This window comes from Bacillus sp. Hm123 (assembly GCF_051842975.2).
GTDB lineage: Bacteria > Bacillota > Bacilli > Bacillales > Domibacillaceae > Bacillus_CE.
The window spans coordinates 919,112-941,200 of sequence record NZ_CM200277.1 but is presented as its reverse complement, the minus strand read 5'-3'; the positions used below and the strand labels follow the sequence as shown (position 1 = coordinate 941,200).

Genomic DNA, 22,089 nt, shown 5'->3' with positions numbered 1-22,089 from the left:
AACTGGTTAAGGGTCAGACTCCGAGAGGGCTGACCCTTTGTTCATCTGCTTTACTTATCCATTCCACATATAGGTAAGTAAAATAGCTAATACTAACAAAACGCCTCCTGCAATCCCGAAGATTTTAATTCTTTGTTTCGCTACATGCTTAGACATAGATATTCCTGGTCTGTAAATTTCGCGAACGTAGTTGACCATGCTCATTAAAAGAATAAAACTAATCGCATAGCATGCAAAAATGACGACTTCCATCCGTGTCACTCCTCTACTTCTTTCCTTAATCATTGCTTTCCATTGATCGTAACAATTACAATAAAGGATGACGTTTCTTACATACTATGCATACAAAGAGCGACAATGAACCTGTTTACAAACGGAAATGCAGGAATTTGACCGTTTATCGAGAATTGAAAGAAATGAGGTGAAAACATATGGATAAAAAAGCATTATTACTCGGAGTACTCACCGGCGCAGCAGCTGGAGTTATGGCTACTTTATGGAACACGCCGTTATCTGGTAAAGAAGCACAAGAAAAAATAAAAACTTCACTACATAGTGCAAAATGTTCGGTCAATAGTATCAGCAAGGATTTACATGAAGTCAAATCCTCAGTGAAAACACTCACGGAAGTTGGCAAGGAGACATTTGCTGACGTAACGAGCGGCTTAAAAACGAGTGTATCTTTATGGCAGGAAAGTACACAACCCTCAATTCAAAGGCTTCAAGAAGAGCTAGGAGAGATCCAATCAACAGTAGAAGAATTAACTGAATTACAAAATCAACTACCTAAAAACAAGGAATCTAAATAAGATTCCTTGTTTTTTTCGAAAATTTAGTAAATTTATATCTTTATTATTTTTTATTTTATTGGCATAATAATATTAACTATATTCATATTTTTGTCTATTGGGAGTGAATAATTTAGAAAAAGAAGGTGCAGATATGTCTAATCATCAATATTCTATGAAAGAAGCGCTTATATTTAGTCAGCGAATGGCACAATTAAGCAAAGCCTTATGGAAGGCCGTCGAAAAGGATTGGCAGCAATGGATTAAACCGTACGATTTAAATATTAACGAGCATCATATTTTATGGATTGCTTATCATTTAAAAGGAGCTTCGATTTCAGATGTCGCTAAATTTGGCGTGATGCACGTCTCCACCGCTTTTAATTTTTCAAAAAAGTTAGAAGAGAGAGGTTATTTGAACTTTTCTAAGAAAGAAAACGACAAACGCAATACGTATATCGAAATTACACCAAGTGGGGAACACGTCTTGCTCGATTTGATGGAGAGCTATGACCCTCATCATAATTCTGTATTTGCAGGAACAGCCCCATTACGAGAGCTTTTTGGTCAATTTCCTGATTTAGTAGAACTTATGACGATCGTCAAAAATATTTATGGTGAAGATTTTATGGATATTTTTGAGAAATCAATCCATAATATCGACAAAGATTTTTTAGAAGAAGACGGGAAGCTCATCAAAGCTTCCATTCAGCCAAGATAACCACTCCTAACCGATCTATAGTACGGAAGAAAGACCTTCCGTGCTCCATTCTGCCCGACTTTGTTCATTTCTTCACATATTCACTTCTATTTTTATAAAAACAAATATTGCTTTTTCCCTGCAATCATCGTAAATTAGTGGAATAATCCTATCATCTTTTCGTAAATTGGAGGGGCGATTGTTATGAAGTGTTGGTGTACATTTGATTTTGAAAGACGCTACGGCTTCAATAAAATCATCATTTTTTCGTTAATTCTAATGATGATGTTTTTTAGTTTCAGTTTTGCGCTCATGCAGTCGTTGTATGCTGAAACGTTATACTCTTCATATTTTGGGTTGTTTGTGATCCTATTACTGGCCATTTATCCGCTCCATAAACTTGTTCATATGCTACCTATTTTGCATTATTTTCCGCATATGACGTTTAAATATAATTTGAAATTAGGCTGTCTTCCCGTTATTTTCATCACAATTAAGAAGCCTGTGCCAAAGAAGAGGTTTATGCTTAGTTTGATATTCCCTTTTTGCATCATCAACCCTGTGTTGCTTTTAAGCGGTGTTCTCTTCCCACATTATTTGCATTATTTCACGATGCTTTCTGCTTTTCATACAGGAATTTGTGTGATGGATTTTATTTATTTAAAGGCGTTAGTAACCTCACCGAAATCAGCCGTCATCGAAGAGCACGACCGCGGGTATGAGATTTTAATTCCTCAATAGATCGAGCAAATCGTTTAGCGAAGAAGGAAAATCCCTTCTTCCTAACTGTTTTTCTATCTTTTTGGAGCGCTTTTTGATATGTTATTTACATATAATCAAACGAGGAGGGAAACCATTTGATCACTATTATTGTTGTATTCGTGATATTTTCTGCACTCATCCTGTTTAACATCAACCGATTAACGAGCATTCTTTGTACTCAAAAGGAGATTCCGGAAGAGAAGCATCCAAAGATCTTCCGTACAATAAATATTTACATTACGATTTTATTAATTTCCTCTTATGTAGAAATTCTTTATACATAAAACGAGCCGTGTATCTAACCCCGGCTCGTTTTCGTTTATATGTGCAAATTTTTGGCTACTTTATAAAAGTATGTTATAGTATGTGCTAGAATGAAATTGCAGAAGCCGCTGCTTAACAAAAACCGGCTAATTTATCAGGGAGTTGTTAATGAGAATGAAAAAATGGTTATTATCTATTTCTTTAGCGGCAGGTGCAGTCGGCCTAGCTGGATGTGGCGCAAGTGATGACGTTGTCGCTACAACAAAAGCAGGAGACGTGACGAAAGACGAACTTTACAATGCAATGAAACAAAACAGCAAACAGCAAATGGAACAAACTCTTCAAAATCTTGTATATGAAAAAGTTCTTTCCGAAAAATATTCTGTATCCGATAAAGAATTAGATAAGGAATTAAAGAAAGTAAAAGAGCAATTAGGAGATCAATATGAGATGTTCCTAACTCAATATAGTATAGATGAAAAAGGCTTTAAAGAGATGATCAAATCAGAGCTATTGCGCAAAAAAGCCGCAACGGCAGATATTAAAGTGTCTGATAAAGAATTAAAAGAATACTACGACAAGTGGGAAGCCCCAATCGAAGTTAGCCATATTTTAGTAGAAGATGAAAAGAAAGCGAAAGAAATTAAGGCGCAGCTTGATAAAGGAGCAAAATTCGAGGAATTAGCTGAAGAACACTCGATGGACGGTTCTGCCGCAAACGGTGGGAATTTAGGCTTGGTCGATAATCAAGGTCGCCAGCAATTCGTTCCTGAATTTACTGAAGCGCTAACTAAATTAGAAGTCGACGAAATTAGTGAGCCAGTGAAATCAGAGTTCGGCTACCATATCATCAAAATTACCGACAAAAAAGAGAAGAAATCATTTGAAGATATGAAGGCACAATTAACAGATGAACTGAAAGCTTCTAAAGTAGACCCTGCGAAATTACAAGAAAAACTAGATAAAGAAATAAAAGAAGCCGATGTCGAAGTCAAAGATGCTGACTTAAAAGATGCATTCAAGAGCGAATCTGCTCCTGCTGAAGGCGGACCGAAAGAAGAAGAAAAGAAAGAAGCAAAATAATTGAAAAAGAGATGGTTCCATCCGAGAGTGGGACCATCTCTTTTATCGTTAATTTTTCATTTTCAAGTCTCTCTCTTTTTCCATCCTTTGAATATACACTTGCCCTTCCTGTTCAATATAATCCATCTCGGCCTTTCTTTCAGCCTTTGATGTCTTCACTGTCATAAATGCGCTGAAAAAAATCCCTGCTACTACGACATACATCCATAATGGAAATGTCATGACCTTCTCCCCTTCCTTGGACTCGCATTCGTTACTATATATATTCTAGAATGAAAAAAACATGCCCGTTAAGGACATGTTAAGAAGAAAAATTCGGTTTATAGAAGGAACGATTATCTAAAGCAAATACTCGCTCAGAAAACTCTCCTGGCTTCGTCCGATCTAGCACACGATCTAGCATATTCATTTTCGCATCTAAATTATCAATATAATGAAGAATTTCTGCTTCCTTCACCATTGGTGGCTTCGGACTTCCCCATTCCGCTTTTCCATGGTGAGAAAGGACAATATGCTTTAAAATCATCGCCTCTTCCCCATCAATGCCAAGCTCGTCTGCTGCCTTGCCAATTTCATTGACCATGATGGTAATATGCCCGAGCAAATTCCCTTCGACTGTGTATGTCGTAGAGACCGGACCAGAAAGCTCCATCACTTTCCCTAAATCATGCAAAATCACACCTGCATACAATAAATCCCGATCAAGCGATGGATACAGGTCTGCGATTGATTTCGCTAGCTTTAACATCGAAACGACATGAAAAGCAAGCCCCGAAACAAATTCATGGTGATTTTTTGTCGCCGCTGGATATTCGAGAAATTCCGTATGATGTTTTTTCAATAAAAAACGGGTAATTCGCTGAATATGCGGATTCTTCATTTCAAAAATAAACTGAGTGATGATATCCGTCATTTCCGTTTGCGTCATTGGAGCCGTTTCAATAAATTCACTCACCTGCACACCATCCTGTGGATTTGCTGGGCGGATTTGGCGAATTTTCAATTGCATTCGCCCACGATAATTTTGAATTTCACCCGTTACTTTCACAATCGTTTGAGGCTGATATAATTTTTCTGTCTCCTCTTTTGCATCCCACAGTTTCGCTTCAATCTCTCCACTTTTATCTTGTAAAATCAGCGTTAAATAAGGATTGCCGTTAACCGCAATACTTCTTGTCACAGACTTAATTAACAAATAGCAATCGACACTTTGTCCTGCTTCATAATGTGTAATTCCTTGAGACATGCCTACTTCTCCCTCCTTCAACTCGATAATTAAATGATAACATAAAAGGCTACTTTGCTTCTTGTACTTTGTGCTTCATAGCAAAGCGATAAGTCAATAGAAAGCCAACTAACATCACAGCTCCGCCAAATAAATAAGGGGAATGAATATTCCATTCGAATAGCATACCCGCAACGAGCGGGCCCACGACGTTTCCAAGGCTCATAAATGAATTATTCAACCCCATAATATAGCCTTGTTCCGAACCGGCATATTTAGAAAGCAAGGTGTTGACCGATGGGCGAAGTAACGAATTTCCAATGAAAAACAAGCCGGTTGTTATTAACACACCAACAAAATTAGTCGCAAGTGTCATAATCATAAAACCGATCGCACTCAACATTAACGAACCGAGTACGGTGTTACGATCTCCAAACCTCTTTGTGATTTTCCCAACACCATACCCTTGAACAACGGTGCCGAGCAAACCGATAATGAGCATAATAAGACCGACATCTTTGGGGCCATAATTGTAACGCTCCCATGAATAATAACTAAATATTGATTGAAAATTGGCAAGACCGAAGCTTAATAAGAACACAAGCAATAACAGAAATCCAGCAGGGCTCAACATCGTCTGTTTAAATTGTTCCCATTGATTGACCGCCGGTTCATTTGCTTTTTTCTGTGCATCCTGCTCCCGTTGTTTTTTAGAATACGATTCCGGTAAAATTAACACGGACACAATCGCCGCGATAGTGGCCGCAATTCCAGCGAAAATAAACGGATATGATAAATCATATTCAGCGAGCCATCCACCAATACCAGGGCCAATGACAATCCCAAGTCCCATCGATGCTCCTAAAATCCCCATCCCTTTTCCACGATCTTCAGACGTCGTGACATCAGATACGTAAGCCATCGCTGTTGGCATTAAGGCTGAACCAAACACTCCTGCTAACACTCGGGCAATAAACAACATCCCGATGCTAGTAGCAAAGGCAAACATAAACTCAGCCGCTGCAAAGCCAAGCAAACCAGCTGTGATTAACGGCTTCCGTCCAATTTTATCAGACAGCTTCCCCCATACCGGCGCGAACAGAAACTGCATAAAAGAATACACCGCAATTAAAGCTCCTAGCGTTCTTGCTCCTGCCCCAAACTCCTCCACATAAAATGGCAAAATCGGAATAACAAGACCGATTCCCACCATAATGATAAATAAATTAAAGCTAAGCAATAATAATGGGCCTTTGTTTTTTTTCATCATACATTCCTCTCCCACTTGTAGCAGTATTGTTATTTTAACCAATTATTACTTCAGGTGCGAGTAGTTATTGCTAGAAAAAACAGAAAAGAGGCCTTTTTATCAGGCCTCTCTCTCATTATTGATGTTTCGATAATTGAATCGCTTTTTTAATATCTTTCAACGAGCTAGATTTTCCGTATATTAACACGCCACCGCGATAAATTCTTGCGCCAATTATAGCTAATAGAATAATCGAGACGAGTAAAACACCAATCCCCGTTGCGACCTCCCACATTGGAATATTTAGCATACCTACACGAACAAACATAATCATCGGTGTAAAGAACGGGATATACGAAGTAATAGTAATGAACGAAGATTCTGGATTTCCAAGTCCATACATCGATAAAAAGAAACCGATCATCACCGCAAATGTCAATGGCATCATCATTTGCTGGACGTCTTCTAATCTACTGACGAGCGAGCCTAATAAAGCAGCAATCGTCGCATATAAAAAGTAGCCAAGAATGAAAAAGACGATCGCATAGATGAGTAACGGAGCGGAAACGGTTGTTAATCCTAATAGACTGACGACTGAATCGTCTGATTGACTAGAGAACGCATAATAAGCCACTCCGAACCAAACGGCCATTTGCGTCATCCCAAGCAGGCCAATGCCGATGATTTTGGCAAACATTTGCTTCACTGGTGACACGCTTGAAATCAAAATTTCCATCACTCTTGAAGACTTTTCAATCGCTACTTCAGAAGCAATCATATTCGCATAAACAATGACTGATAAATAAATAAAGAACAATAAAATATACACAAGCGCCTGAGCTTGCATCATCTCTTCCTCTGATTTCGCTTCTTTCGCTAGCGCCACTTTTTCGACATCGATTGGAGCGTTCCAAAGAGCCATTTCTTCTGGCGATAGCTTTAATTGACTCGCCATTTCTTGCCCTTTAATCATTTGCAAAGCTTGGCTAACCTCATTCACTAATGTGCTATTGGCGACACTTAATGCTTTATATGTAGCTGTAGGTAGGCCTTGTTCATTTCTTTTTAACAGGATATACCCTTCATACTTTTCATTTTCTACTGCTTTTGTTAACTGCGCTTCCGTTTTCTTACTCGCTTCAATTAACTGAATATCACTATTTTGCGCGGTCAACTGTTGCTTTAACGGCTGCAACAGCGTCCCACTTTCATCAACTGCTGCTAGCTTTGTCTTTTCATCTTCTTCATCAAACACACCGACAATCTTTTCAAAGTTTGCACCAGCCATAATGACAATGGCCACAATAATCGTCGTCAATAAAAAAGCTTTCGTCTTAAATTTATTTGTGTATGATTGCGAAAGCATTAACCAAAAACTATTCATACGAAGCACCTACCTTTTCAATAAAGATATCATTTAAGGACGGCTCTTCTAATTCAAATTTCTTCACGAAACCTTTTCCTTGTAGCTCAGAAAAAATGCGCTGCGAGATCTCTTCCTCGGCAATTTGCAAAATAATTCCTTCAGCCGTCTTCGTCGATTTCAACACACCTGGAGCATTCGCTAAAAAGCTGACATCAAAATCCGCATGCACCTTCACGTTCTTTTTGCCAAATGAACGTTTAATTTCACTCAAGTTCCCATGCACCACTGGACGGCCGTGATGCATAATACATAAATGCTCACATAGCTCTTCTACATGCTCCATTCGGTGACTAGAAAAAACAATCGTCGTCCCATTTTCTTTTAATTCAACCACTGCTTGTTTCAGTAATTCGACGTTGATCGGGTCTAACCCACTAAACGGTTCATCAAGAATGAGCAGCTGTGGCTGATGAACAACGGACGCAATAAACTGTATTTTTTGCTGGTTCCCCTTCGAAAGCTCTTCTACTTTTTTATTCGCATAATCGGGTACATTGAACCTTTCTAGCCAGCGATCCGTTTCGCTCGCTGCTTTTTTCTTATCCATTCCGCGCAATCTTGCTAAATAGACAATTTGCTCTTTTACCTTCATTTTCGGATACAATCCTCTTTCCTCAGGCAAATAACCAATATGAGCACTCGTATCGTAATTGATCGCTTCATTCTTCCAAGTAATACGACCATCCGTTTGCTGCATCAACCCTAAAATCATGCGAAACGTAGTCGTCTTTCCTGCTCCGTTTCCTCCTAAAAAACCGAAAGTATCCTTCTCTGGAATGTTTAGCGATAGTTGATTTACCGCTGTGAAATCTCCGAATTTTTTTGTTACCTGCTCCAAAACTAGCATCTATTCATCACCTCTTTATGTTCTACGAATCAAATGCCAAAAAGTTCCGCAAAGATTATTTTTAAAATTTTCTAAATTCATGTAAAATAAACATATACAACGATAAGGGGGAAAAGAGTATGCAAACTTACAAACTAACAGTCTTTGAAAAAAACGGAGAAAAATTATTAGACGAAGCCTTTGAAGCTAGAAACGACGAAGAAGCCAAAACACTGGGACAAGAAATCCTTCATCGCCACGCCTACGAAGAACACACCCACCGCTGCACCTCACCACTAGGAAAACTAGTACTATTTCATGTGTGATAGCTAAAGCGGAAGGCGCTCGGTCAGCGACGTATGGACTGGAATGATCCGATCGAGATAAAGGAAACACGATGAACGATAGTGAATCGATGTTGACTTATCGCAAGGAGGAACGTGGAAGTCCACTAGTCGCTAGCGCCTGGAGCTGGATAATAGCTAAAGCGGAGCCGACTGTTCAGACACGACAAGCAAATGTTCTGACGCTGAAAAGGCGACGGGCCTTGTAAGCGGCAGGTTATTTGACTCGAGGGTCTAGGAGGCGGAGCTAGATGAGGACTAAAGCGGAAGACGTTGGTCAGCGACGACAAATTTTTAAGGAGACTTCAATGAAAATTCGTTCAGTAAAAGAAGAAGATTATAAAGTCCTTGCCCCATTAATCAACGAATGGTGGGGTGGCAGAAACATGTCTGATATGCTACCGAGACTCTTCTTTAACCATTTTACAAATACAAGTTTCATTGCTGAAAAAGAAGGAAAAATTGTAGGCTTTCTAATAGGTTTTTTATCTCAAAATCATGCTAATGAAGCCTATATTCATTTTGTTGGAGTTCATCCCAAACACAGGAAACATAATATTGCAAAACGCTTATACACTGAATTTTTTCAAGTGGTTAAACAAAACGATCGTCATATTGTCCGTTGTGTAACATCACCTGTTAACAAAGCGTCGATTAGCTATCACACTAAGATGGGATTTGAAGTTGAAGAGGGAGACAAAAAAGTAGATGGTGTTTCAGTCAACATTGACTACGATGGCCCTAACCAAGATAGAGTATTATTTGTCAAACAGTTAGATTAATTGAAAATGCTCTTTTGATCTAAAAAACATCCATTTTGATCAACTATCAAAATGGATGCTTTTTATTCCATACTAACGCCCTGTAAACACCGGCTTACGCTTCTCGATAAATGCTTGAATGCCTTCTTGGTGGTCCTTCGTTTGTCGCATATTAAGTTGAGCTTGCTTTTCTAATTGCAATGATTGAATGAGTTTAGCTTCTTGCAGTTCGACATATATTGTCTTTGTCGCAATCATCGCTTTGAGCGGCTTTTGTTTAATATAATGTATTAACCGCTCCACTTTTTCGACCAACTGGCTTTCTTCCGCTGTTTGATCGACCAGTCCAATTGCTTCCGCTTCTAATCCGCTCATCACTTTCCCTTCCCAAATGAGCTGCTTCGCCTTCACTTCTCCTACTCGTCTTTCCATCATAAAATGACCGGCTCCATCAGGAATCAATCCAATTCCGATGAAATTCATTGCAACCTTTGCTTGCTCACCACAAATGACATAATCAGCAGCAAGTGCTAAACTCAACCCTAATCCTGCTGCGGCTCCGTGAATCGCTGCAATCGTTACTTTTGGCATTTTGTATAACGTTGTGACCAAATCAGAAATAACATCCATGACTGAGAAAAGCTGTTCGTTATCTAAACCCGTGAGCATTTGTTTAATATCTCCCCCTGAAGAAAACCCATGCCCCTCACCTGATAATACGACCACCTTGACGTGATCGTCGCTACTTACTTGTTGTAAACAAGTAAGCAATTCCTCCATCATTTCTACATTTAACGCATTCATTGACTGTGGACGGTTCAAAATAATCCGTGCCACTCCCCCGTCGACATCACATTTCACCGTTTCAAATTTACTCATGTTAACCACCCTCCCTACTATTAAGGATACAAAAAATGAAGCACCATTCATAGTTATTTTTTAAAAATTTCGAATTTTCATCACAAAAAAAAGCTTGCTCCTGTAAAAGAGCAAGCTGAAATCCTGTTTTTATTTAAATAATTCATTTAAAATGGCAATCTTTTTATTCGTATATTCTTCAAACCGTTCGTTATAAGTTTTCGGATCTTTCGGGTTAGCAAAGTGCTCAATTTTCCCGGTATTCGGATCGATAAATTTACTCGCCGCTCCACAGCCAATACCGATAATCGTCTGCACTTCTTCCATAATAACAATATTGTAAATACTTTCTTGTCCCGGCATACAATAGCCGACATTTTCTAAATTGCCGAGAATATTTTTCTGGCGATATAAATAATACGGTACATAGCCATGATCCTTCGTCCACTGTTCGGCCATGCTCATCATCTGTTCCACTTCGGAGCGGTCCGCCACTTTATATTTGTCTTTATTCTGTGTCATTTCAGAAGCTCTTTTAAACGATAGCGTGTGAACCGTTAAGGACTCTGGCATTAATTTCTCCGTTTCATCAAGGGAATGCTGGAATTCCTCAGACCCTTCACCCGGCAAACCGATAATTAGATCCATATTAATGTTATTCATGCCATTTTCTCTAGCTAACTGATATTTATCAATCGTTTCTTCGACTGTATGATGTCGTCCGATCGCTTTCAGCGTTTCCTGCGTATATGATTGTGGATTAATGCTAATCCGATCGATGTTCCACTTTTTTAATACATCTAGCTTCGCTTGCGTAATCGTATCAGGTCGTCCAGCTTCAACGGTGATTTCACGAATGTTCTCCACATCAGGAAACACTTGATACATCAGTTCATACAGATCATCCATCTCCTCTGCGCTGATCGCCGTCGGTGTCCCTCCTCCGTAATAAACCGTCGTGATGCGTACACCTTTTTCTTTTAACCATCGTCCGATTTCTTCCATTTCAAAATGTAACCCGCTTAGAAAGGAGGATACACGTCCTTGCTTTCCTTGAATCGCAAAGGCAGGGAACGTACAATACGCACATTTCGTTGGACAAAATGGAATCCCGATATAAATACTGACTTCTTTTTTCAAATCATATAAATCTGGAACAATCGCTAGCTGGCGTTCCAAAATCCGCTGCATTAACTCCGTTTTCTCTGCTGTCATTAAGTACTCTTCTTGCAGTTTACGATGAGCCACTTCTGTCGGAACACCCGCTTGATTTTGACGATGCAACAATTTAGTTGGGCGAATCCCCGTTAAGATGCCCCATTTTTGTACAACTTCCGTGTAGTCTTGAAGCACATGTAAATACACATGCGACACGATATTTTTCAACCCTTTGAAATATTCTCTTTCTTGATCAGCTACAATTCGTTTCTCATAGTGAGAGACAAATTGTTCTCCGCTCTCCTTGATCGTCAAAACAGCCTCCGCTTTCACATCTGTTTCTCCCGTTAACGTAAAAGACACTTCCAGGGCACCGTCATCCCCTACCATATCAATCTCTGTTTCCTCAAAAAACAAATTAGCAATCAACCTCAACGGCCGCTCATATCGCTCATCCTCTAAACCTTTCACACTAATTAACAAATCCAATCACCCTTCTACACAATTTGCTCCATCTAGCATACTGAAAACTAAACAACAAGGTCAAGTATAGAAAAGCGAAGGGCGCTGTTTAGCGACGTATGGACTGGAACGAGCCGATCGAGATAAAGGAAACACGATGAACGACAGTGAATCGATGTTGACTTATCGCAAGGAGGAGCGTGGAAGTCCACTAGTCGCTAGCGCCTGGAGCTGGACAATAGAAAAGCGGAGCCGACTGTCCAGACACGACAAGCAAATGACAGAATGACGGAATGGCGTTCTTCAGCCATGCAGTCAGGCTGACATTTGACTCGAGTGTCTAGGAGGCGGAGCTGGACACAAGAAAAGCGAAGGGCGCTGTTAGCGGCGTATGGACTGGAACGAGCCGATCGAGATAAAGGAAACACGATGAACGACAGTAAATCGATGTTGACTTATCGCAAAGAGGAACATGAAAAAAAAGCGGCTTTTCCCACCGCTTAATCGACTTTATTCATTTCTTCTATTGCGTGTTTATGCTGATGCCGCAAAAGTTCCTTCACGACGTAAGCTATACCTTCTTCTTTATTCGTTCTTGTGACCCAATCAGCCACTTCCTTCACTTTTGGATCGGCATTCCCCATCGCAATCCCCGTCCCTGCTTGCTGGACAGCTTCTTCATCATCTTCACTAATCCCAATCACCACAATTTCTGATCTAGAAATTCCAAGTTGCTCAGCTACATACACAATGCTATTCCATTTAGAGACACCGGTTGCTGTCATTTCAATTTTATTTTGATCTCTACTAATAAAGTTTATATGTTCAAACATATTCGCTAACGCTTGTAAAGCTTCATCCCTTTCTTCACTGTTATGAAATGTTGCTTGAATCGATAACGGCGAAATTCGCTCTTCTAATAAGTGCTCCCCTAAAGAATCAACAAAGTATTGGGAGTAGAGAAACTTTTGCGTTCGTTGCCAAATCGTTCTTTTCACTAATGTGGCTGGTAGCTTGCCTTTATTACTCACCGAAAAACTTTCATTTTCTACAGTGATTTGACAGTCAAACGATTCTAGAAATTGGATTAAATCGAATGTATCATCTTCAGAAATTCTTTGAATATACATCGGCTTATTTTGACTGGAAATGACATATGCACCATTATGGGCAACAAGGTGACTTTCGGAATGTAATGCTTTCGCTATTCGCTTAACAAACGCATGCTCTCGCTCGGAAAATAAGAGGATAGACACCTTTTTCTTATGCGCATATTCAATTGCTTCTTTCGTCGCTTTGCTCACACGTCCTTTATTTTGAGAAAAAGCGCCCATTATATTCAGCGCTAATAACCGATACGTCATCTGCGTTCCCCCTTCACGTTGTCTTACGTTAAAAATATGAACGACAAAATAAAAAAAGAACACCCAAATTGGGTGCCCATCTTTACTTAATCCACAACTGGACCGTACATTTCCTCAAGCGGCTTTAAAATGATTTTATTTAAATCAGCAATCACCATGCTCATCCGTTGCTCTGCTTCCATTAATTTCGAAATTTTCTCATGTTGTTGAACAAGCATAACCGTTTGTTGAGCTTGTTGCACTTCTTCTTCTGTAATATCTTGTCCTGCCATTTGCTTTTCTTGTAATTTCATTTGAATGTCCCGGAACTCCGAAAATACTTTGTTCGCTTCTGGATCATTATTTACTTCTGCATATAATTGTTTTAATTGAATATACTCCGCACTTTCGCGTACACCTTTCTCTAACTCATAAGCTAAATCATGTAAATTGATTGCCATTATTGTTCCTCCTTTATCTCTTATACACTCACTTTAACAGACTATACCATGATTATGCGAATGTTTACGTAAATAGTCCAACAATTACACCTTGAAGTAATCCGATCACTCCTCCTAGTAAGCCACCAAGGAAGGTGATCATTTTTAATTCTCGCCTCGAAATTTCTAGGACCATTTCCTCTAGGCGCTCAAGCGAAAATGTTTCGACTTGTTCACACACGATGTCAGCAATATGAAGCTTTTCCATCATCATCGGAATGCGTGTAGCGACAAAATGCCCACCTTTTTGAACGAGTGTTGGAATGACTTCATCAATGATTTTCTCTTCAAATGGCTGGATCAAATCCGACACGGATCGTCCAAATAGCGCATGAAGATTGAGCTGGCGAAGAACGAAAGCTTTTCCCTTTTCCAATGCTTTTTCATCGGAAAATTGAGTAAGGACGTAGGACCATTTCCAATTGAGAATTTTCTCCCATTCATTTTTAAGCAATGTATCCATTAATTCTTTCGTACCTGGACTGTTTAAAAATTTGAGAATTTCCGGCTGAATTTTATCTTCTAACGTCGTGTTGCCAAGGATCATTTGCAACATGCTTCCAAGCTTCCCCCACTCAGATAAAAAGTCGTCCGTCATTTTTTTGATTCGTTGTCGACCTTCTAAGCTAGAGAAATAATCGACTCCTTTATGAATGATATAATCCGATATTTCAGGGATTTTCGTGTCGATTTTATCGATCCATTCAATAGGGAGAGATTCTCCAACCGTTTGATCGATATAGAAGTCTTTCATGCTACGGTATTTCTTATCAATCCATTGCTCTACCCATTGCTCTGCTTTTTGCTCCGCTCCGTGAACATGCACTTTTTCCAAAACTTCAGAAAGTGTCTTATCCGAAGAAAGGAACGGCTTTGCCTCCTGTTGTAGAAGCGATACGATATCTTTCTGAAAATCAGGGTGGCTTAATTTACGCTCAATGCTTTCCGGCGTTAATAAGTATTGAGCGACCATCTTTCCAAGCTGTTCTGCAAGCTCCCCTCGCCTTTTCGGAATTAATCCAGGCGTAAACGGCAGCTGCCACTTCCCTATGTACAGCGGACGATAAGGATGAAATAGCATTTTAATCGCAATGGAGTTCGTTACCGCTCCAATAACCGCTCCAATAACAATCATAAATAATAATAACAAAAAGAAATTCATTTTCCTGTTCACCTACCAAACTGTTCATCACCGATTCAATCGGCTCTTTCATTATAAATTTATTTAGCGAATTTTAGCAAATATTGTTCACTAGAAGATGACTGAATAAAAACCTTCATTGATGCACAAATTAATGGTAAAGGAGGTTTTTTTAATGAAGAAAAAAGATGTGGAATTTTCCTTCCTTCCAGATACTCAGTTTGAAGGGAAAGATCAAGCCTTTTTAGACGTCGATCGGATGATCAATGAAGGACTTTCTGGAGGGTCTGTTCATATGAGAGAAGACGAGATCACTGCTAATATCGAAGAGACACATATGTTCATTGACGAAACGCCTCCTAGAGCTTAAAAAAAAGCTGCCCTATAAGTGCCTGACGCCGAAAGTTGGTGTCTGGCACTCATTTTTAGACAGCTTTATCTGCTTTTAACAATCATATTTACCGCTTCTTGGATCGCTTCTTCCGCATTTTGGCCTTGTTCATTTGCTTCACGAATACAGCTTTCAAGATTTTTAGCAACGATTAATCCAATAGAACGATCGACAGCTGAGCGAATCGCTGATAATTGAGTAACGACTTCCTTACAATGCTTTTCTTCTTCCATCATTTTAATTACGCCACGAATTTGTCCTTCAATACGTCGCAATCTATTAGTGACCTCACGATTATGATCCATATTTCTCCACCTCGTTCAACATACTCTGTAACAATTATAGCATAGAGCTTGAAAAAACGCTTTTTTAACCAAAAACCAAAAGGTAATAATTACCATGAAATATGAGTGAATAAACCGTAAAAAAGAAAACATAATAGTAATACAAGCAGCAAGTCACTCATATTAATGGGCTCACCAGATAGTCTGGCCTCTAAAAAAGGACTGGTGCAATTCCAGTGGCCCAACCAAAAATCATACAACAGGAGATGACAAACATGACAAACGCAAATCGTAACAACAGCAACCAATTACTAGTTGCAGGAGCACAACAAGCGATCGACCAAATGAAGTATGAAATCGCTTCTGAGTTCGGTGTAAACCTTGGCCCAGATTCAACTGCACGCTCTAACGGTTCTGTTGGTGGAGAAATTACGAAGCGTCTAGTAGCAATGGCTCAACAACAAATGGGCGGCTACCAACAAAAATAATCCTTTTACAACTTCATATTTATGGCTAGAGCCCTTGAATTCTTTCAAGGGCTCATCTTATTTTTTCAAATGAGCAAAAACTTCAATCAGTGAAAGCTCGCTTCATCCCGACTTGAAAGTTCTCCTTACTATATTGTGTTTGTACTATCCGATATGTACTTGCTTCCACGTTTACTTCACCTCTATCACTTTTCCCTCTTTTCCCAAAAAACATTCACGTTAGTAAAAGAAAAAAAGAAAGCCTCGACATAGAGACCTTCCTTCGTTTGATCACTGCTGTTCGTATGCTGTAATTTCTGCTTCTAAATTCAATGTAACAGCAATTTCATCCCAGCCGTTTAACAGCATCTCTTTCCAATAAGGATTGATATCAAATGATGCTTCAAAGCCGTTTTGATCGGTAATGCTCTGCTCTTTTAAATCAATGAATAAGCGATATTCTCGCTGTTCCGCTTTTTTCATAATCGTTTGTACTTCATCCTCTGTTAAACGAATCGCTAAAATACCGTTTTTGACACAGTTATTATAAAAGATGTCCGCAAAGCTTGGAGCAATAACGACGCGGAATCCATAGTCTAGCAATGCCCACGGTGCATGCTCACGTGAAGATCCGTAGCCAAAATTCTCTCCAGCTACTAATATTTCTGCCTGCTCATATTGCGGTTGATTCATGACAAAATCGTCCTTTTTCACACCGTCATCATCAAAACGCCAGTGATAGAAAACAAATTGCCCAAAGCCTTGACGCTCGATTCTCTTTAAAAACTGCTTCGGAATAATTTGATCGGTATCAACATTTACACGGTTGAGAGGGCAGACAACACCATTAAATTGATTGATTGCTTTCATTTCATTCTCCCCCTTATTGTTGTACGCCTACTAATTGGCGTACATCTGTAAATTTACCAGTCACCGCTGCCGCTGCCGCCATTGTCGGACTGACAAGATGCGTTTTCGCTCCATTTCCTTGGCGCCCTTCAAAGTTGCGGTTAGATGTCGATGCACAACGCTTGCCTGCCGGAACGATATCGTCATTCATCGCTAAACACATACTACATCCAGATTCACGCCACTCAAAGCCCGCTTCAGTAAAAACTTGATCCAGCCCTTCTGACTCTGCTACTTGCTTCACCGCTTGCGAACCTGGGACAACAATCGCGGTTACACCTGGTTGTACCTTGCGTCCTTTCGCCACTTCCGCAGCTGCTCGTAAATCACTAATGCGCGAATTCGTACAAGAACCGATAAAAACATAATCAACCGGAATATCTGCTAATTTCGTTCCCGCTGCTAATCCCATGTAATCTAATGCTCTTGAGACGGACTCTTGATCCACAGCGCGCTCAAAATCATTCGGATTTGGAACTGTGGCGCTAATGCCGCTGCCCATAGAAGGATTGGTTCCCCATGTCACTTGTGGCTCAATGTCTTCTCCATTGATCTCAAATGTTTGGTCATACACAGCGCCTTCATCGGTCGCAAGCGCTAACCATGTCTGAGCTAATTGCTCAAATTCTTCTCCTTCTGGAACATGACGGCGACCTCTTAAATATTCGACCGTTTTTTCATCTGGACTAATCAACCCCGCACGTGCACCTGCTTCAATAGACATGTTACAAACCGTCATTCGCTCTTCCATTGATAAATCACGAATCGCTTCACCGGTATATTCCATAATATAGCCTGTCCCGGCATTGACTCCGTATTTGGCAATGACCGCTAAAATCAAGTCTTTCGCTGTTACTCCAAAGCCAAGCTTACCGTTAATTTTAATTTGTAGCGTTTTTGGTCTTGCTTGCCACAATGTTTGAGTAGCCAAAACGTGCTCGACTTCACTTGTTCCAATTCCGAATGCTAACGCTCCAAAAGCTCCATGTGTAGACGTATGACTGTCTCCACAAACAATTGTTTTTCCTGGTTGCGTTAATCCAAGCTCGGGACCAATGACGTGTACAATTCCTTGATCTGGATGATCAATGTCTGAAAGCTCCACCCCGAACTCTTGGCAGTTTTTTTCTAACGTTTCCATTTGCGTTTTGGAAACAGGATCTTTCACAATATGACGGTTAACAGTCGGTACGTTATGATCCATTGTCGCATACGTTAAATCGGGACGACGAACTTTGCGGTTGTTCATCCGTAGCCCTTCAAATGCTTGTGGAGAAGTGACCTCATGAACTAAATGAAGATCGATGTATAAAAGATCCGGTTTTCCCTCTTCTCTATGCACGATATGTTTTTCCCATATTTTCTCAATAATTGTTTTCGCTGTCATAACTAGCCCCCCCACTGGCTTTTTTTAAAAAAGAGGGATTCCTGCAACGAGGAATCCACCTATGTTTCACTTATTACATATAAGCACCCATGATTGAAGAAATAGCTGACCCTTCTTCTACTCGTTGAACGATCAACTCAATCATTTGATCGGTGCCAACGACCGTTCCACCTTCAATTTGCAAATCGCTCGTACGGTAACCGGCATTTAACACTTCTTGTACCGCTTGCTCGATCGATTCTGCTTCCTCACGAAGATTAAACGAGTATTTCAACATCAACGCTGCGGATAAAATCATCGCCATCGGATTCGCTTTATTTTGTCCAGCAATATCAGGAGCCGATCCATGCACGGGCTCGTATAAGCCGAACCCATCAGCACGCAAGCTAGCGGATGGAAGCATCCCCAGTGAACCGGTGATCATCGATGCTTCATCACTTAAAATATCGCCAAATAAGTTTTCTGTCACAACGACATCGAAATCTTTCGGGCGGCTTACAAGCTTCATCGCCGCAGCATCGACATACATATGCTCCACTTCTACTTGTGGATAAAGTTTCGCTTTTTCATTAACAATTTCTCGCCACATGCGACTGGACTCTAGCACATTCGCTTTATCTACAGACGTCAGTTTCTTTTGACGTACAACTGCCAGTTCAAACGCTTGATCGACGATACGTTCAATTTCTTCTCTCGTATATTGCAATGTGTCGACAACGACCTCTTCGTTCTCTCCTCGACGTTCACTTGGCTTGCCGAAATATAAGCCACCCGTCAATTCACGAACAATCATTAAGTTCACACCTTCTGCAATTTCAGGTTTAAGTGGTGAAGATTGCAGTAATGTTTGAAAAGCAAGGATTGGACGTAAATTAGCGAAAAGGCCAAGCTCTTTACGAATCGCTAGCAACCCGCGCTCTGGACGGATATGAGAAGGCAAGTGATCCCACTTTGGTCCACCTACCGCTCCAAGTAGAACAGCATCACTTCTTTTACAAAGATCAAGCGTTTCTGTTGGAAGAGGTGTGTTAAACGAATCAATCGCCGCTCCTCCAATTTCACCGTATTCAATCTCGAATTCATGACCGAATCGTTGACCGATCGCTGCTAAAACAGAAGTGGCTCCTTTCACAATTTCTCGGCCAACTCCATCTCCAGGTAATACTGCAATTTTCTTTTTCACGTTAACCCCTCCGTTACATCAAATGTGAGCTTTTTGTATATCTTGCTGCTGTGCTTCAATCGTCAATACTCGATTCACAGCGTTTAAGTAAGCGCGTGCCGAAGCTTCAAGAACATCTTGTGCCGTTCCACGACCGCTTGATTCCATTCCGTTATAATTCACTCGTACATACACTTCAGCTAGAGCATCACGGCCACCGCTCACTGAGTTAATTTTGTAATCATGCAATTTCACTGGGCCTTTTAATAGACGCTCTAATGTGTTGTAAATGGCTTCTACACTTCCTGAGCCTGTTGCTGCTTCTGTAACATTTTGACCGTCTGGCAAAGTGGCTGAAATAGTTGCCGTTGGAATATTTTCTGTTCCATACTGAACTTGGATCGTATTTAAAACGTAGTGGCTCACATCAACGGATTCCGTCTGCTTATCAGCTAAGATGGAGAATAAATCTTCATCGGTAATTTCTTTTTTCTTGTCAGCTAAGTCTTTAAAAGTTTGGAATGCTTCGTTTAGCTTGTCATCAGCTAATTCAAAACCTAGCTCAATCGCTTGAGTTTTAAACGCATGACGACCGGAGTGTTTGCCAAGCACTAATTTATTTGATTTCACACCGATCAATTCTGGTGTAATAATTTCGTACGTTGTTTTCTCCTTCAGCACACCATCTTGGTGAATGCCGGATTCGTGAGCAAAAGCGTTGTCACCAATCACCGCTTTATTCGCAGGGATGATCATACCTGTTAATTTACTAACTAGATTACTCGTACGCTTAATTTCATCTAGCTTCATATTCGTTGAAGCTTTGTAAAAATCATTACGAATGTGAAGAGCAACAGCTACTTCTTCAAGCGCCACATTTCCAGCACGTTCACCGATTCCGTTAATTGTACCTTCCACTTGTCCAGCTCCGGCTTCAATAGCTGCTAACGAGTTCGCCGTTGCCATTCCTAAGTCGTCATGGCAATGAGCGGATAAAATCGCTTGATCAATATTCGAGACGTTTTCTCGTAAATACGTAAAGATTTGTCTAATTTCTTGCGGTGTAATGTAGCCGACTGTATCTGGAATGTTAACAACAGTTGCTCCTGCATCAATAACCGCTTCTGTGACACGAGCTAGAAAATCAAGCTCTGTCCGACAGGCATCCTCCGCTGAAAATTGTACTTTAGCAAATTTTTGTTTTGCGTATTTAACAGCTTCAACTGCACGTTCGACCACTTCATCTTTGCTCATCTTCAACTTAAATTCGCGGTGAATCGGTGAAGTAGCGAGGAAGACATGGATTCTTGGCTCAGCTGATTGCTTTAATGCTTCCCAAGTTGCATCAATGTCTTTTTGATGCGAGCGAGCAAGGCCCGTTACTGAACTGTTTTTGATTGTGTTAGCAATTAATTGAACGGCTTCTAGATCGCCTCTTGAAGCGGCAGGAAAGCCCGCTTCAATGACATCTACTCCTAATCGTTCTAATTGCTTGGCGATCTCTAACTTTTCAATGGTATTTAAGTTGACACCCGCTGATTGTTCCCCATCTCTTAACGTTGTGTCAAAGATCTCAATTTTGCGCACCAGCCGTCACTTCCTTCTTCGATTGTTTTTTGACAAATGGCATCATTTCGCGAAGCTCGCGTCCTACCACTTCAATCGGATGTTGTTTTTCACTTTCATTGATCGCTGTGAATTCTGGACGATTCAATTGGTTCTCAAGCAACCAACCTTTCGCAAATTTTCCAGTTTGAATATCTGTTAATACATCTTTCATACGCTCTTTTGTTTCAGCTGTAACGACGCGAGGACCAGAGACGAAATCTCCCCATTGTGCTGTATCAGAAATGGAATATCTCATTCCTTCAAGTCCACCTTCGTACATTAAATCAACGATTAATTTCAACTCATGTAAACATTCGAAGTAAGCAACTTCTGGTTGGTAGCCAGCTTCGATTAACGTTTCAAATCCAGCTTTTACTAGAGCAGATGCGCCACCACAAAGGACAGCTTGCTCACCGAATAGATCCGTTTCTGTTTCTTCTTTAAATGTTGTTTCGATAATACCTGCACGGCCTGCTCCTACACCTCTAGCGTAAGCAAGAGCGATATCTTTCGCTTGACCTGTCACATCTTGATAAATACCGATTAACGCTGGAACTCCAGCACCTTCAGTATATGTGCGGCGAACTAAGTGACCTGGTCCTTTTGGTGCAGCTAAAAATACGTCTACATCCGCTGGTGGGACAATTTGATTGAAATGAACATTAAATCCGTGAGCGAATGCTAATGCTTTTCCTGCGGTTAACTCAGGCTCAATTTCATTTTTGTATACTGCTGTTTGGTACTCATCTGGAAGTAAGATCATGATTAAATCTGCTTCTGCGCTCGCTTCACGTACAGATTTCACATCGAAACCGTCTTTTTCCGCTTGCTCCCAAGACTTTCCTCGTCTTAAACCAACAACTACATCTACGCCACTTTCACGAAGGTTTTGTGCATGTGCGTGACCTTGAGAGCCATATCCGATGATTGCTACCTTTTTGTTTGCTAATACCGCTTCGTTAATATCTCCGTTATAATATACTTTCGCCAT

At 40.3% G+C, this 22,089-nt stretch carries 29 protein-coding genes; 12 read left to right on the top strand and 17 right to left on the bottom strand.

The features are described from left to right. Positions 1-54 precede the first annotated feature (54 nt). Positions 55-252 carry a membrane protein YhzF gene (gene yhzF, locus ACSVDJ_RS04945; protein ID WP_439169684.1) on the bottom strand — a complete coding sequence of 66 codons (198 nt, stop codon included), beginning with the start codon at positions 250-252 and terminating at the stop codon, positions 55-57. A gap of 179 nt (positions 253-431) precedes the next feature. On the opposite strand from yhzF, the gene ACSVDJ_RS04940 reads away from it, so the two are divergent. From ACSVDJ_RS04940 to ACSVDJ_RS04920, 5 genes are all read left to right on the top strand, one after another. Beyond that, positions 432-809 carry a YtxH domain-containing protein gene (locus tag ACSVDJ_RS04940; RefSeq protein ID WP_439169685.1) on the top strand — a complete coding sequence of 126 codons (378 nt, stop codon included), beginning with the start codon at positions 432-434 and terminating at the stop codon, positions 807-809. Positions 810-942: 133 nt separating this feature from the next. Further along, the gene (locus ACSVDJ_RS04935; protein WP_439169765.1) at positions 943-1,509 is read left to right on the top strand and encodes an HTH-type transcriptional regulator Hpr; all 567 of its coding nucleotides are present in this window, start codon (positions 943-945) and stop codon (positions 1,507-1,509) included. Between the two features lie 183 nt (positions 1,510-1,692). Then, the gene (locus tag ACSVDJ_RS04930; RefSeq protein ID WP_439169687.1) at positions 1,693-2,229 is read left to right on the top strand and encodes a DUF3267 domain-containing protein; all 537 of its coding nucleotides are present in this window, start codon (positions 1,693-1,695) and stop codon (positions 2,227-2,229) included. A 125-nt stretch (positions 2,230-2,354) separates the two neighbouring features. Beyond that, a complete protein-coding gene (locus tag ACSVDJ_RS04925) occupies positions 2,355-2,534 on the top strand; it encodes a hypothetical protein (protein WP_094836735.1) in 180 nt (59 codons plus the stop codon). A 154-nt stretch (positions 2,535-2,688) separates the two neighbouring features. Next, positions 2,689-3,597 (top strand): peptidylprolyl isomerase, encoded by a 909-nt coding sequence (locus tag ACSVDJ_RS04920; protein WP_439169688.1) that lies wholly within the window; start codon positions 2,689-2,691, stop codon positions 3,595-3,597. A gap of 48 nt (positions 3,598-3,645) precedes the next feature. Here ACSVDJ_RS04920 and ACSVDJ_RS04915 read toward each other — a convergent pair whose 3' ends face one another. The 5 genes from ACSVDJ_RS04915 to ACSVDJ_RS04895 all read right to left on the bottom strand — a co-directional run bounded on the left by ACSVDJ_RS04915 (position 3,646) and on the right by ACSVDJ_RS04895 (position 8,344). Beyond that, on the bottom strand, positions 3,646-3,819 hold the full coding sequence (locus tag ACSVDJ_RS04915; protein ID WP_439169689.1) for a sporulation YhaL family protein: 174 nt from the start codon (positions 3,817-3,819) through the stop codon (positions 3,646-3,648). Between the two features lie 79 nt (positions 3,820-3,898). Further along, positions 3,899-4,843, bottom strand: coding sequence for a 3'-5' exoribonuclease YhaM (gene yhaM / locus ACSVDJ_RS04910; RefSeq protein WP_439169690.1), 945 nt, complete (start codon positions 4,841-4,843; stop codon positions 3,899-3,901). 49 nt (positions 4,844-4,892) lie between these two features. After that, a complete protein-coding gene (locus ACSVDJ_RS04905) occupies positions 4,893-6,092 on the bottom strand; it encodes an MFS transporter (RefSeq protein WP_439169691.1) in 1,200 nt (399 codons plus the stop codon). A 115-nt stretch (positions 6,093-6,207) separates the two neighbouring features. Next, positions 6,208-7,455 carry an ABC transporter permease gene (locus ACSVDJ_RS04900; RefSeq protein WP_439169692.1) on the bottom strand — a complete coding sequence of 416 codons (1,248 nt, stop codon included), beginning with the start codon at positions 7,453-7,455 and terminating at the stop codon, positions 6,208-6,210. Then, positions 7,448-8,344, bottom strand: a complete 897-nt coding sequence (locus ACSVDJ_RS04895) for an ABC transporter ATP-binding protein (RefSeq protein WP_439169693.1) — start codon at positions 8,342-8,344, stop codon at positions 7,448-7,450. The genes ACSVDJ_RS04900 and ACSVDJ_RS04895 overlap by 8 nt, the downstream gene beginning before the upstream one ends. A 119-nt stretch (positions 8,345-8,463) precedes the next feature. Here ACSVDJ_RS04895 and ACSVDJ_RS04890 point away from each other — a divergent pair, with 119 nt between their 5' ends. From ACSVDJ_RS04890 to ACSVDJ_RS04880, 3 genes are all read left to right on the top strand, one after another. Continuing rightward, positions 8,464-8,649 carry a YhzD family protein gene (locus tag ACSVDJ_RS04890; RefSeq protein ID WP_095479900.1) on the top strand — a complete coding sequence of 62 codons (186 nt, stop codon included), beginning with the start codon at positions 8,464-8,466 and terminating at the stop codon, positions 8,647-8,649. 71 nt (positions 8,650-8,720) lie between these two features. Further along, positions 8,721-8,876, top strand: coding sequence for a hypothetical protein (locus tag ACSVDJ_RS04885; protein WP_439169695.1), 156 nt, complete (start codon positions 8,721-8,723; stop codon positions 8,874-8,876). 99 nt (positions 8,877-8,975) lie between these two features. Beyond that, positions 8,976-9,449, top strand: a complete 474-nt coding sequence (locus tag ACSVDJ_RS04880) for a GNAT family N-acetyltransferase (RefSeq protein WP_439169766.1) — start codon at positions 8,976-8,978, stop codon at positions 9,447-9,449. Positions 9,450-9,521: 72 nt separating this feature from the next. Here ACSVDJ_RS04880 and ACSVDJ_RS04875 read toward each other — a convergent pair whose 3' ends face one another. Both ACSVDJ_RS04875 and ACSVDJ_RS04870 read right to left on the bottom strand, forming a co-directional pair. Next, the gene (locus ACSVDJ_RS04875; RefSeq protein ID WP_439169696.1) at positions 9,522-10,307 is read right to left on the bottom strand and encodes an enoyl-CoA hydratase; all 786 of its coding nucleotides are present in this window, start codon (positions 10,305-10,307) and stop codon (positions 9,522-9,524) included. A 129-nt stretch (positions 10,308-10,436) separates the two neighbouring features. After that, the gene (locus ACSVDJ_RS04870) at positions 10,437-11,927 is read right to left on the bottom strand and encodes a coproporphyrinogen III oxidase (RefSeq protein WP_439169767.1); all 1,491 of its coding nucleotides are present in this window, start codon (positions 11,925-11,927) and stop codon (positions 10,437-10,439) included. A 136-nt stretch (positions 11,928-12,063) separates the two neighbouring features. Between ACSVDJ_RS04870 and ACSVDJ_RS04865 the strand changes: the two genes are divergently transcribed. Next, the gene (locus ACSVDJ_RS04865; RefSeq protein ID WP_439169697.1) at positions 12,064-12,195 is read left to right on the top strand and encodes a hypothetical protein; all 132 of its coding nucleotides are present in this window, start codon (positions 12,064-12,066) and stop codon (positions 12,193-12,195) included. 38 nt (positions 12,196-12,233) lie between these two features. Beyond that, complete coding sequence (locus ACSVDJ_RS04860) at positions 12,234-12,410, top strand: hypothetical protein (RefSeq protein WP_518620127.1); 177 nt, start codon at positions 12,234-12,236, stop codon at positions 12,408-12,410. On the opposite strand, the gene ACSVDJ_RS04855 is transcribed toward ACSVDJ_RS04860, so the two are convergent. The 3 genes from ACSVDJ_RS04855 to ACSVDJ_RS04845 all read right to left on the bottom strand — a co-directional run bounded on the left by ACSVDJ_RS04855 (position 12,407) and on the right by ACSVDJ_RS04845 (position 14,923). Next, positions 12,407-13,270: an HAD hydrolase family protein gene (locus ACSVDJ_RS04855; protein ID WP_439169699.1), complete on the bottom strand. Its 864-nt coding sequence runs from the start codon at positions 13,268-13,270 to the stop codon at positions 12,407-12,409. The genes ACSVDJ_RS04860 and ACSVDJ_RS04855 overlap by 4 nt on opposite strands. Before the next feature lie 86 nt (positions 13,271-13,356). Beyond that, the gene (locus tag ACSVDJ_RS04850) at positions 13,357-13,710 is read right to left on the bottom strand and encodes a YlbF/YmcA family competence regulator (protein WP_439169700.1); all 354 of its coding nucleotides are present in this window, start codon (positions 13,708-13,710) and stop codon (positions 13,357-13,359) included. A 64-nt stretch (positions 13,711-13,774) separates the two neighbouring features. Beyond that, positions 13,775-14,923 carry a DUF445 family protein gene (locus ACSVDJ_RS04845; RefSeq protein WP_518620124.1) on the bottom strand — a complete coding sequence of 383 codons (1,149 nt, stop codon included), beginning with the start codon at positions 14,921-14,923 and terminating at the stop codon, positions 13,775-13,777. A 142-nt stretch (positions 14,924-15,065) separates the two neighbouring features. On the opposite strand from ACSVDJ_RS04845, the gene ACSVDJ_RS04840 reads away from it, so the two are divergent. Further along, the gene (locus tag ACSVDJ_RS04840; RefSeq protein ID WP_439169703.1) at positions 15,066-15,260 is read left to right on the top strand and encodes a hypothetical protein; all 195 of its coding nucleotides are present in this window, start codon (positions 15,066-15,068) and stop codon (positions 15,258-15,260) included. Positions 15,261-15,325: 65 nt separating this feature from the next. Here the strand turns inward: ACSVDJ_RS04840 and ACSVDJ_RS04835 are convergent, their stop codons facing one another. Beyond that, complete coding sequence (locus tag ACSVDJ_RS04835; RefSeq protein WP_439169704.1) at positions 15,326-15,586, bottom strand: metal-sensitive transcriptional regulator; 261 nt, start codon at positions 15,584-15,586, stop codon at positions 15,326-15,328. Positions 15,587-15,840: 254 nt separating this feature from the next. Between ACSVDJ_RS04835 and ACSVDJ_RS04830 the strand changes: the two genes are divergently transcribed. Beyond that, the gene (locus ACSVDJ_RS04830) at positions 15,841-16,053 is read left to right on the top strand and encodes an alpha/beta-type small acid-soluble spore protein (RefSeq protein WP_100403372.1); all 213 of its coding nucleotides are present in this window, start codon (positions 15,841-15,843) and stop codon (positions 16,051-16,053) included. 270 nt (positions 16,054-16,323) lie between these two features. Here ACSVDJ_RS04830 and leuD read toward each other — a convergent pair whose 3' ends face one another. The 5 genes from leuD to ilvC all read right to left on the bottom strand — a co-directional run bounded on the left by leuD (position 16,324) and on the right by ilvC (position 22,089). Continuing rightward, positions 16,324-16,902, bottom strand: a complete 579-nt coding sequence (leuD, locus tag ACSVDJ_RS04825; RefSeq protein WP_439169705.1) for a 3-isopropylmalate dehydratase small subunit — start codon at positions 16,900-16,902, stop codon at positions 16,324-16,326. Between the two features lie 13 nt (positions 16,903-16,915). After that, entirely contained in the window at positions 16,916-18,328 is a 1,413-nt protein-coding gene (leuC, locus tag ACSVDJ_RS04820; RefSeq protein ID WP_439169706.1) for a 3-isopropylmalate dehydratase large subunit, read from the bottom strand. A 73-nt stretch (positions 18,329-18,401) separates the two neighbouring features. Then, positions 18,402-19,511 (bottom strand): 3-isopropylmalate dehydrogenase, encoded by a 1,110-nt coding sequence (gene leuB / locus ACSVDJ_RS04815; RefSeq protein WP_439169707.1) that lies wholly within the window; start codon positions 19,509-19,511, stop codon positions 18,402-18,404. Between the two features lie 18 nt (positions 19,512-19,529). Continuing rightward, positions 19,530-21,077, bottom strand: coding sequence for a 2-isopropylmalate synthase (locus ACSVDJ_RS04810; RefSeq protein WP_439169708.1), 1,548 nt, complete (start codon positions 21,075-21,077; stop codon positions 19,530-19,532). Beyond that, positions 21,064-22,089 carry a ketol-acid reductoisomerase gene (gene ilvC / locus ACSVDJ_RS04805; RefSeq protein ID WP_439169709.1) on the bottom strand — a complete coding sequence of 342 codons (1,026 nt, stop codon included), beginning with the start codon at positions 22,087-22,089 and terminating at the stop codon, positions 21,064-21,066. Before ilvC ends, ACSVDJ_RS04810 begins: the two co-directional genes overlap by 14 nt.